This is a genomic window from Microcoleus sp. Pol11C3 (genome assembly GCF_036701485.1).
In the GTDB taxonomy this organism is placed as follows: Bacteria; Cyanobacteriota; Cyanobacteriia; order Cyanobacteriales; family Microcoleaceae; genus Microcoleus.
In genome coordinates this window covers 1-10,376 of the sequence record NZ_JAUBQW010000182.1, presented here as the reverse complement: position 1 = coordinate 10,376, position 10,376 = coordinate 1, and the positions used below count along the sequence as shown (strand labels likewise).

The following is a 10,376-nucleotide window of genomic DNA, read 5'->3' as shown; positions in this document are numbered from 1 at the left end:
ATATTTTGGCGAACCTTCAGAGTGATGCTATGACCGAGAGTGCATAGATCATGTTTTTTGTCAATGCGTAAGTCCTACATTCGATTTCCCATCCCTCAATCTTGCTTCCAATTCTTCCACTTCTCGCCGTTTTTCCTCTAGGTCAATCCGCAGATGACCAGGCATTTGCAGCCTTCCATAGCCAGCAGCCTGTTCTTCTAGAAAAGCCAGCGATCGCTTCGCCATTGCCAAGGCAGGGGTCATCACCTCTTGATTTGTCATCACCCTAGGCAACTCTGGACTCTGGGTTTGGCTGGGCAGTCCCTTGCCGCCGCGCAACAGTGCCACTGGGAAATCCTCCGTCGCTGCATTACAAAACGGGGTTTGTTCTCGGTGACAGATGTTACGGGCACTCTCTGGAACCGTTTTTCCCAAGTGAGTCATGACGTTGAAAATTGTGACGAGGCGATCGCCCGGTTGATTTGCCATTCCCTTCAGCGCCTCAATCAGATGATACGTATAGAGACTGAGGCCATCTGGACGCACGTAAGAAGATTGATGTCCTCGTGATGAGGTGAACACTGCCCGACCTTCCCCCTGCTTCAGGGCATCATTCACCCCTTTCGAGAACTCTGTACGCAAAAAGTCTGCTGGCCGATCGTTCTTAGCACTAGCCATCCCCTCCGCATAACAACTATCAATGATTACCCAGAGACGTTTAGCCTTGATATTGCGTAACTTCTCATTCAATGTTTCCGCTAAAAGGGCTGTTTGTAGAATGGCTTGCTCATTAAAATCATGTTGGACTAAGTAGTAAGCATTACTGGCCTCGTGAAACCTACCATGCCCAGAATAGTAAATGACGATCGTGGCCTCTGGGTCTGCATCTGCACATCCTTTTAACCAGTCCAGATCCTCCAAAATGGCATTGTGAGTCGCACCCTCGTCCTTTAACAACCGGACATGATCGGGGGTATTGGGATATGCACAAAAATTTACGTCAGTCAGCACATCTTTGAGCGCTTGAGCATCCGTGACTGTTTCTGGAAGCGAATAGCCTGCGTCAGCAGTATTACCAACACCAATCAACAGCGCGTAACCGTGGGTAAATAGATCGGACATCTAAAAAAAACTCCAGCAAAAAATAACAATCCCTCAATCGGGGTTAATAATATCTAGCTACTCAACCCAGAATAAACTAAAAAACACAATCAAGCTACCTCAAAAATAAATTATAGACTAAGCTGTTACTTTCAGGGCTTACTCGTTATCGCTACCTTTCTCCCTGTTTCGCTCCCTCGCCTCGCAGCACTTGCTACTTTCAAAGCATACAAATTGCGGGATTATTCACGTATAAATCTGTCAAACTTGACCAATATTTTAACACCATATCCGTGTCTTGAACAAACAATCCGCGCCGCGTTCCTACTTTGATATGGCGCCGATTTTCTCCCTGCATTAATTGACCTAATTCAGGAGTAAAAACCAGCGTTATTTCTTCTCTATAGATGCTAAAAATGTTTTCCGAATGCCCAAAAATCTCTCCTTCGCTTCGTTGGACATCGATTCTGGTTTTCTGCATGAGTGGCTGTTGAGAAAGCATTATACAGGACTTTCCAGGTAATATAAGTGAAGTACACAGAAGCCGGGTTTCAGCAAGAAACTCGGCTTCTGGGGGGTACTTTATCAAGGTAAAATCGGCGGTAATTACTGAATTAAACCGGCAACTATCTTAATACTCATGGCGACAATTGCGGTATTCAAGAAAAAGCAGAGAATGCTAGGGAGTCAAGCTCATCGCCTCAGCGCGAGGTAGTCTGTACCTCTGAAACTTGAGTGCTCATGCCAATAGCAAAAGAAGAGTTTGCGTAGATTTTTGAGGTAAGCTCATGGTCGATAGGATTTATTGAGGTTTACCTACTTATTGAAGTTTCCACACAAGTAGAGCAACAAGCGCAATCAGACCTAATGCTCTCCGAAAGTAATTAACGCCTTGAAATAATTCTTCCCAAGCCCAAGTAAACAAAGAGCCAAAGGCTACTAGATCCAACGCTAAATTAATTTGCCCTGTTGTAACAACGAGCTTTAATAAACTAGCTACAATCCCCACACTCAGTGGTAGATTTGGCGGCTGAGCTATAACAATTTGGCCTTCGCTGTCCCGGAATGTGCGATCGAACAATGTATTTTCCATGAGTTTCTCCTCTAACTGTAATAAAAGGTAGGAATTGATTTCAATGACTTACAAAAATTTTTCTTGATAACAACGAATCCGAGCCATTATTAGATTGTTGCCAAGAAAAAACAGTGATGACCACCACATGAGCGTAGAATTTATCTAGCAGTTTTTATCACATCTCTGCCCACCCTTCCCAGCATCAGCATCCCCGAATTAGAGGGAACTTGCATTAATGAAGCTTTTTGGAGCGCTATAGCTCATGTGTTTATTAGGCTCCTTCCACTTACTTATGAGTGTTTTCATCATTGATTTTGAGTGGTTAACCTATTCTTTGATAGTAAATTTTAAAAAGTTAAATATCATCTATCGCTGGGAACAGTTTAAATTAGAATGTTATCTATAATTGGACAGCTATTCAGAGGTTTAAACCTTTTTGTGAAGCAGGCTTGAATCTCAGTTAGCAGTGCAGTAATTTCTGCTGGCAGAGCTTGAATTGATTTTGTGCCTGCTAGTTCTGCTCGCTCGCTCGTTCGCATCCTGACTCACAAAAAATGTTGCCCGGGTTGCGGTCAAATAACCACATACCGCGATCGCAAACAGCCCCAGCAAAAAACAGAGCAGCCGCTCCGGACGCCGTCTTCGGAAAGTAATCATAGCCCATCGCGGTCATCACCCGGCCTGGTAAGAGAGTTTCAGAGGAGGAGAAATTTGATGCCCAAATCCAAGATCAAAACGATCGAAATGGTGATGTCGATCGCTTCTAGTAGAAGATTCAGTGCCCAAATTAGCTCAACATTGGATGCCAAAGATTACATCTGTTCGAGTTCCAATCCTCTGGTTTCCTGCCGCCAATTTGAGTGCAATTACGCACACACTTTTTTGACGCTGGGCAACTGGCTAACCTCATCCCACCACCTCCGTAGCTTCGGCGTTTGAGCCGTAATCACCTCAAACTCTGGAGTTTGGGAAAGGTAGATAAAGATGGGAATCAGATAGAAATCAGCAATGCTCGCTTCGCTGCCGAGCAGATAGGGGCTACCTGCAGCTAGCGACTCGATCGCCTCTATAGCCGTTTGTGCAGGTGCGATCGCATTTTTGACTTTAGCCTCATCTGTCTTGCCACCCTGAGTCGGCACAATCAGTCGCTGAATCACAATGGTGCTAATAGCCGGGCCGTAGAAATAGCTATCAATAATCGCCATGATTTGACGCATCCGAGCTTGGAGCATGGGATCGGAAAAGCTAAACTTGCGATCGGCTAAAGTGGCATCAAGGTATTCGGTAATGGCCGCCGTTTCGTAGAGCAGTTCCCCATTTACTTCAAGGGTGGGGACTTTACCAAAGGGATTCTTAGCAAGGTAGTCTGCGGACTGGCTTTCACCATTGAAGATATCAACGCTGTGGAGGGTATAGTCTGCGCCTATTTCCTCAAGCAGCAGCCGCACAGTACGGACATAGGTACTGACGGGTGTTCCCCAAACAACAAGTTTTGACATGATTTATCGCTTCTTTCCAAAATTTAGCCGTAGTTAAGAATACTTTACTCTCACCTATTCCTAACGATTGACGCTGCTCATATCCGGGTAGCGATCGCCCGCGGCAATTCCTAATGGCAGCGCTGTGGCGATCTGGTCTAGTTCTGCTTGAGTCAGTGTCACAGCGGCTGCCGCAATGTTTTCTTCTAAATAGGTGCGACGTTTAGTGCCTGGAATTGGCACAATGTCTTCGCCCTGCGCCAAAACCCACGCCAGCGCCAACTGTCCAGCTTTGATGCCCTTAGCGGCGGCCATCTGCTCTATCTGCTCGACTAGCTCGAGATTTTGCTGGAGATTCTCGGCTTGAAAGCGAGGATATCGCTGGGCCCGATAGTCTCCCTCAGATAACGTGTCGAGGCTCTTGATTTGGCCTGTGAGAAACCCGCGCCCCAGAGGGCTATAAGGCACAAACCCAATCCCTAGCTCTCGGCAGGTGGGCAAAATCTCGGATTCTGGGTCCCGACTCCAGAGCGAATATTCAGTCTGGAGTGCGGAAATAGGATGCACTGCCATTGCACGGCGGATCGTGGCGCTCGCGGCTTCGGAAAGGCCAAGGTAGCGAACTTTTCCGGCTTGGACGAGCTTCGCCATTGCACCTACGGTTTCTTCGATGGGAGTGTTTGGATCGACTCGGTGCTGATAGTAAAGATCGATCATATCTACGCCCAGACGCTTGAGACTGGCATCACAGCAAGAGCGGACATATTCGGGTTTCCCATTCACGCCCTTAAAGCTGCCGTCGCTACCGCGTACATTGCCAAACTTCGTGGCAATAATGACTCGATCTCGACAGTCTTTAATCGCTTTGCCGACCAACTCTTCATTGTGACCGACACCATACATATCAGCCGTATCGAGCAAAGTCACGCCTAACTCTAAGGCGCGATGAATAGTGGCGATCGATTCTGACTCATCGGTTGTCCCGTAGAACTCGGACATCCCCATACAGCCCAGTCCTAACTCTGAAACTACTAATCCTTGATTGCCGAGTTTTCGCTGTTTCATGATGTTTTCCTATTAGTCTAAAGTTCTTGACCTGTCGGACGGAGGATGATTTCATTCACATCAACATTACCGGGCTGCTCAATCGCAAAGGTGATCGCACGGGTAATGGTATCTGCATCAATGGCGATCGCATAAAGTTCATTCATTCTCGCTGCTGTATCTTTATCGCTAATGGTGGTCGTCAACTCAGTGGCAACGGCTCCTGGTGAGATATTAGTCGAACGGATTTCACCGTTTAATTCTAGCCGCAACCCTTCAGAGATCGCTCGTATTATAGCTTTAGACTCTAAAATTTTCCGCACGTTTACGGCATTTTGATAGGTGTTGTGTGAATCGGGGTCTTGCAGAATTGCTGATGACGGTACGCCGATTGTTTGGGCAATTTCTGCCATGTCGGCCGATTCTGGAGGCCCGCCACCTTTCCAATCTACTCTACCGCCGCTGAGAATTAGCAGGGAAGCTTTACCTTGCTTGTAAAGTCGGGAACCGTAGATTATTCGATCGCCCGCTTCCGCTAATTCTACCCAAGGACGGGGAGGTAAAGCTGCTTTGACACCGCCGCCCAAGACGATAATCGCTTCAGCTTGGGGGAGTCCGGCGGTTGGTAAGTTTTGCCATTCGAGCGATCGAACTAACGATTTTGAAACCCAACCGCTACTTCCGAGGAGTAAAATAATTAGAGCCCCAGCTAAGCTGTTGTGCCTTTAAATAGGGTATAATAAAAATTTAGTTTAGTCAATTTATACAAAAAAGCCCGCCAAAAACCATCTCAATCCCCAACAAATAGAGAAACTACAAAAAGCTTTAAAAGAGGAAAACAAGGCAAATGTCAGAGAAAGAATTGTGATTTTATTATTGCTCAATGACGGCAAAACTCAATCTAAAATTCCTGACTTTTTTGGTTTTTCAGTAAACAAAGTATCTTATTGGTGTGTCAAGGGAGACCCGAGAATCTAGAAAGTCTAATAGATGAAAGGATGAAGGGGAATCACAAAAAAGCCACAGATAAATATCTAGAGATATTATTAGAAACCCTAGAAAAAACCCCTCAAGAATTAGGATATGACTTTGGACGATGGACAGCGCAGAGATTAGCAACATACTTATAACAATCCACAGGAATAAAATTAAGTGGAGGACAAGTTCGGAGGATATTAAAGAAAAAAAAGTATGTTTACATCTGGGCTAAGTATAGCCTAGAGTCGAAGAGAAATCCTGAAAAAAGAACAGCGTTTAAAATAAAGATAGCAGAATATTTAAAAACAGAAAAAGAAACGCCAGAACGATTACAGGTATGGTTGTGGGACGAGAGTGGATTTAGTTTAAAAGTCACCCTAAGAAAGAAATGGTGTAAAAAAGGCAGCCGAAAAAAGGTCAGAGGAGACCGAAGGAAAGGCAGAGTTAATGTAATGAGAGGAGTGAGAAATTCTGATAAAAAAAGGTGGGTAGAGTTCCTCAAAAAAGGCAATTCATATAATTTTTATCAAGTGCTAAAACTCTTTTATGAAGAGCTAATCCATGAATGGGTATCAGCAGGTAATCAAGCTTCAGAATTTGCTGAAAAAAAGCGAAAATAGTGATTCTTCTTGATAATGATAGTTTTCATAAGAAAGAAGAGTACCTGAAAATAATTGAAACAGAAATGCCTAATATTCATTTAGAATTCCTCCCCGAATACAGCCCCGACTATAACTTAATTGAATTAGTATGGCATTCGGCAAAAGAATATATTGCCAATCGACTTTTTAAATCTATTGAAGAGCTAGAGTATTTATTGCACCGCCTCTTAAATGAAGGGCAATTAATAATTAAATGGGGTCGTAAAATCAAAAATAAGGGCAATGCTTGTATCACAGTTTAAATGTGCAACAGCTTATTTGCGCCGCCGCCCATTTCGGACGCTTCCAAAGTGTGATTAAAGCCGCCATCATTAACAGGCAACTCAACCCCAAAGGATAAATAAACAGCGGCAGGAGTTTCGAGAGAAATACAAACATTAAGCAAGTAATTCAAATTGCTGGTTAGCGGTAATTGGAAATGAACGATAGTTAGTCGCTAATCTGTAATTAGTAATTTAAGTGGCGGGAGTGGTTAATTTTTAGTAGAGAGTTGTGAATTATAAACTCTTTAACTTTAAGCTTACAACTCAATACTCAAAACTATTTTCGGTGCTAGCGACGATCCTCTGGTCCAGATAACCAGCCAAAGAATGTAGCAGCATCACCCCTAGAGGTTTTGCTATATTTATGGCCGTCCCTTTGCACTACTTCTTTGTTGAGGATAGCATCCGAGGTTTTGTCCTTGGGATTTATATTCGGGTTGAGTAGTAATTCGTTGTGCCACCAAGCGACAATTAAACCTGCTGCCACACCACCGATGACACCCAAGCCGAGACTCAGGGGCAGCGTACATCCTACTAAGCGAAACCCAACGGTAAACAACACAAACCATATCAGCGCGGGGCTAAACCCCTTGGAGTCTCCGGTAAATTTTGGCATGAGCTGCAAGTTTTGTTTGTAATAACACAGAAAGATATTGACAATATTAGCAGACAAGTAAGATTGGCAAGGGCGATCGCTCTGCAACTACTCCCTACAAATCAAGTTTAATTGTACCTCTAAGTCTTGCGCGGTATGTACAATGTTTACAGAAATTTGCTCTAATTCTGTAAAAGGTTCAAAAGCTGCTTGCTGCGAACTCAATAGTTCTGCCGTTGCGTCGGCAATATCGCCCCTGCGCTGTTGCAGTCGTTCTCGCAATACTTCAATTGGTGCGGTGCAGTAAATGATTTGCAGGGGCAAGCCGTGGGATTGAGCCTGATTAATTGCATCCGTTCTCCAGTTTTGGCGATCGAACTTTGCATCTAAAATCACATCCCAACCTCGGTCAGCCAGAATTATCCCCAACTCTAACAATCTACCATAAGTTTGTGCCGTTATTTCATCTGAGTATAAATCTGGCCCCCCGCGTTCATTTAAAGAAATTCCCCCTAAATGTTTGCGAACAGCATCGGATCGAATGTGAATTGCGCCAGTGCGGTGAGCCAAATATCTAGCCGCTGTACTCTTCCCGGAACCCGACAAACCAGACATCAAAGTTAACTTTCCCCGGCGCGGTTTTGTGTATTGCCAAGCCAGTTTATAGTAATGAGCGGCTGTCTGTGAAATCTCTGCTTTTTGGGCCGTTGAAATAGCGGAATCGTCCAACATTAACGAAGTTACTGTTGCTCTAACATAAGCTTGACGGCTCAAATACAAAGGCAACAGTTGCAGTCCTTCCCAATCCCCTGTTTGTTCGATGTAAGTATTGAGAAAAGCATTACCCAAGTCTCTGCGTCCGCGCGATTCCAAATCCATTACTGTAAAAGCTACATCGTACATGACATCAACAAAGCGGAAAGGCTCGTTAAATTCAATGCAGTCGAACAGTAATATTTTATCTTGCCACAATGCTATATTCCGCAAGTGCAAATCTCCGTGGCACTCGCAAATTTTATTATTGGCAATCCGGATATTAAATAACTCTTGATTTTCCGCAAAAAATGCTTCTGTATAATCTTTAGTTTCCTGAAACTGTGCCTGAGTCTGCGGCCCGCCGATATATTTTTGCGAAATCCGGTAATTGTTATCTATTGCTGTGCGAATTTGACTGACTTCGCCAAATGTGCGAATGTAGCTATTACTAATTGCCGTGCTGTGAAAGTTGGCAACTTCTCGCCCTAATTCGGCCATAAGTTGCTCGGTCAACAGTCCGCGTTCCAACAAACTGAGCAACAGCGAATCTTGAGGAAACTCCCGCATTTTCAGCACGTATTCTACAGCAATTTCGGCCGAAGTTAGAGCAGGTAAGTTGCAGCCCAAGTGAAACGAATCGCCAGTTTGAATAATTGGCAAAACTTCTAGATAAATTTCCGCTGCAGTGCGCTGGTTCAGCAGCAATTCTTGGGTGCAGAAATGCTGGCGTTTTGCCAAGGTTGAATAGTTCAAAAAGCCAAAATTGACGGTTTTTTTGATTTTGTAAGTATAATCTCCGGTCAGCAAAACAAAAGAAGCGTGAGTCTGAATTAGTTGCACAGGTTCTGTTACGCTGTGGGGGTAGAACCCGGAGTGCAACATTTGCTGAATCAGAGGTGGGAGACAAGTATCAGTCATATCGATTTTAGATTTGGGATTTTAGATTTGGGATTTTGGATTTTAGATTTGGGATTAGATCGATTTTGGCTAGGGGATTTATATAAAGACAACTTAAATAAAATAGATGTTGAGTTGAAGTCGATTTATTATAAAGTTGATAATTAGTGTAAACCAAAAATTACTGATGACAGAAAACAATCAAGATTCCCGTTCCGTGGATGTGTTTGGCGTAGGCAATGCCCTTGTAGACATCCTAGCATTGGTAGAAGATGAATTTGTACTCGACCACGGGCTGAGTCGTGGCGGGATGACGCTGATGAATTCGGAAACGCAGGGGGGGATTTTGCACGATTTAGAGCACAATTCGCTGCAAATGCGATCGGGCGGTTCGGCGGCAAATACCATGATTGGTTTGGCTCAAAGCGGCGGTAAAGCGTATTATTCGGGGAAGGTTGCTAAGGATACTAACGGCGAATTTTATCGGCAGGATTTGCTGGCGGCGGGGATTGATTTTAACGTGCATCCTGCTGAGTCGTCGCAGGAGCCCACGGGTACTTGTGTAGTGCTGACTACGCCTGATGCGGAACGCACGATGTGTACTAATTTGGGGGTTTCTACCACTCTGGCGGCGACTGATATTGATGTCGATCGACTGGCTCACTGCAAGTACAGTTATGTTGAGGGCTATCTTTGGGATGCTCCCGATCCGAGAAAGGCTAGCATTGAGACGATGGAACAGTCTAAGCGTCTGGGTGTAAAGGTGGCTTTTACTTTTTCGGATGGCTTTTTAGTCGATCGATTTGCTGATGATTTTCACAAGGTGGTTTCGGAATATTGTGATGTAATTTTTTGCAATGCTGATGAAGTTCGGAGCTTTTTTAAGGAGGAGTCTCTGGAAGAGTGCGCTCGGAAAATGAGCGAGATTTCGGATTTGGCTTTTATCACTAATGGGGATAAAGGCTGCATGGTGGTGGAGAACAAACATATTGTTGATGTGGCTGGATTTCCGGTAAAGGCGATCGATACTGTGGGTGCTGGGGATGCTTTTGCGGGCGGTGTTTTGTTTGGAATTACTAATGGTTTGAGTTCTGCACAAGCGGCTCGTTGGGGCAATTATTTGGCTTCTTTGGTGGTGCAGATTCACGGGCCTCGGCTTGAGGTTTCTCAGGCTCATCTTTTGAGTGAGGTGATTTCTGGTTAGGATTTGAAAAGGGCGATCGCACTTTTTGTCGTAAGGGCGATCGCTCTTTTGAACTGCAGATAAAGGCAGATGAACGGGGATGAACGCAGATGGGAGAAGGGATCTCGCACCTAAGCCAATTCAAGGTATCTGGAAAACAGATTTATGGCGGAAAGTAGCGATAAATATCTTTCCGGTGGAGAACCCTCACAAAAGTAATAGTCTGGGAGCGTGTCACTTTTGCAATAAGTATAAATGCTCAGAAAAAGCAGAATAGTAGTTTTGAGCTATAGCCTTTCTCAAAAAGGTGAGGTATGAATTTTGACCTGGAAAGCTTGACAATACAGGGTTTCTGCATACCTCAT

General features: G+C 44.5%; 9 protein-coding genes and 2 pseudogenes. 2 read left to right on the top strand and 9 right to left on the bottom strand.

Annotated elements, in window-relative coordinates; genetic code table 11:
• Positions 1 to 60: 60 nt before the first annotated feature.
• The 6 genes from QUA40_RS25915 to QUA40_RS25890 all read right to left on the bottom strand — a co-directional run bounded on the left by QUA40_RS25915 (position 61) and on the right by QUA40_RS25890 (position 5,264).
• Positions 61 to 1,101: a caspase family protein gene (locus tag QUA40_RS25915; RefSeq protein WP_333131192.1), complete on the bottom strand. Its 1,041-nt coding sequence runs from the start codon at positions 1,099 to 1,101 to the stop codon at positions 61 to 63.
• Between the two features lie 199 nt (positions 1,102 to 1,300).
• Positions 1,301 to 1,561 carry a hypothetical protein gene (locus tag QUA40_RS25910; RefSeq protein ID WP_333131190.1) on the bottom strand — a complete coding sequence of 87 codons (261 nt, stop codon included), beginning with the start codon at positions 1,559 to 1,561 and terminating at the stop codon, positions 1,301 to 1,303.
• Positions 1,562 to 1,900: 339 nt separating this feature from the next.
• On the bottom strand, positions 1,901 to 2,173 hold the full coding sequence (locus QUA40_RS25905; RefSeq protein ID WP_333131188.1) for a hypothetical protein: 273 nt from the start codon (positions 2,171 to 2,173) through the stop codon (positions 1,901 to 1,903).
• 848 nt (positions 2,174 to 3,021) lie between these two features.
• Positions 3,022 to 3,654 carry a glutathione S-transferase family protein gene (locus tag QUA40_RS25900; RefSeq protein WP_333131186.1) on the bottom strand — a complete coding sequence of 211 codons (633 nt, stop codon included), beginning with the start codon at positions 3,652 to 3,654 and terminating at the stop codon, positions 3,022 to 3,024.
• A gap of 60 nt (positions 3,655 to 3,714) precedes the next feature.
• Positions 3,715 to 4,698 carry an aldo/keto reductase gene (locus tag QUA40_RS25895; protein ID WP_333131184.1) on the bottom strand — a complete coding sequence of 328 codons (984 nt, stop codon included), beginning with the start codon at positions 4,696 to 4,698 and terminating at the stop codon, positions 3,715 to 3,717.
• Positions 4,699 to 4,715: 17 nt separating this feature from the next.
• The gene (locus QUA40_RS25890) at positions 4,716 to 5,264 is read right to left on the bottom strand and encodes an ElyC/SanA/YdcF family protein (protein ID WP_445301200.1); all 549 of its coding nucleotides are present in this window, start codon (positions 5,262 to 5,264) and stop codon (positions 4,716 to 4,718) included.
• Between the two features lie 172 nt (positions 5,265 to 5,436).
• Between QUA40_RS25890 and QUA40_RS25885 the strand changes: the two are divergent.
• Positions 5,437 to 6,559: pseudogene (locus tag QUA40_RS25885) on the top strand (IS630 family transposase).
• Positions 6,560 to 6,569: 10 nt separating this feature from the next.
• Here the strand turns inward: QUA40_RS25885 and QUA40_RS25880 are convergent.
• From QUA40_RS25880 to QUA40_RS25870, 3 genes and pseudogenes are all read right to left on the bottom strand, one after another.
• Positions 6,570 to 6,695: pseudogene (locus QUA40_RS25880) on the bottom strand (YdcF family protein); the annotation flags it as partial.
• Between the two features lie 174 nt (positions 6,696 to 6,869).
• The gene (locus QUA40_RS25875) at positions 6,870 to 7,196 is read right to left on the bottom strand and encodes a hypothetical protein (protein WP_333131183.1); all 327 of its coding nucleotides are present in this window, start codon (positions 7,194 to 7,196) and stop codon (positions 6,870 to 6,872) included.
• A gap of 87 nt (positions 7,197 to 7,283) precedes the next feature.
• Positions 7,284 to 8,849, bottom strand: a complete 1,566-nt coding sequence (locus QUA40_RS25870) for an AAA family ATPase (protein ID WP_333131181.1) — start codon at positions 8,847 to 8,849, stop codon at positions 7,284 to 7,286.
• 166 nt (positions 8,850 to 9,015) lie between these two features.
• Between QUA40_RS25870 and QUA40_RS25865 the strand changes: the two genes are divergently transcribed.
• Positions 9,016 to 10,032: an adenosine kinase gene (locus QUA40_RS25865; RefSeq protein WP_333131179.1), complete on the top strand. Its 1,017-nt coding sequence runs from the start codon at positions 9,016 to 9,018 to the stop codon at positions 10,030 to 10,032.
• Positions 10,033 to 10,376: the final 344 nt, after the last annotated feature.

Excerpts from the sequence above, each read along its gene's own strand:
- QUA40_RS25900 (WP_333131186.1), bottom strand. The coding sequence starts at position 3,654 with ATGTCAAAACTTGTTGTTTGGGGAACACCCGTCAGTACCTATGTCCGT.
- QUA40_RS25910 (WP_333131190.1), bottom strand. The coding sequence starts at position 1,561 with ATGCAGAAAACCAGAATCGATGTCCAACGAAGCGAAGGAGAGATTTTT.
- QUA40_RS25905 (WP_333131188.1), bottom strand. The coding sequence starts at position 2,173 with ATGGAAAATACATTGTTCGATCGCACATTCCGGGACAGCGAAGGCCAA.
- QUA40_RS25870 (WP_333131181.1), bottom strand. The coding sequence starts at position 8,849 with ATGACTGATACTTGTCTCCCACCTCTGATTCAGCAAATGTTGCACTCC.
- QUA40_RS25895 (WP_333131184.1), bottom strand. The coding sequence starts at position 4,698 with ATGAAACAGCGAAAACTCGGCAATCAAGGATTAGTAGTTTCAGAGTTA.
- QUA40_RS25865 (WP_333131179.1), top strand. The coding sequence starts at position 9,016 with ATGACAGAAAACAATCAAGATTCCCGTTCCGTGGATGTGTTTGGCGTA.
- QUA40_RS25875 (WP_333131183.1), bottom strand. The coding sequence starts at position 7,196 with ATGCCAAAATTTACCGGAGACTCCAAGGGGTTTAGCCCCGCGCTGATA.
- QUA40_RS25915 (WP_333131192.1), bottom strand. The coding sequence starts at position 1,101 with ATGTCCGATCTATTTACCCACGGTTACGCGCTGTTGATTGGTGTTGGT.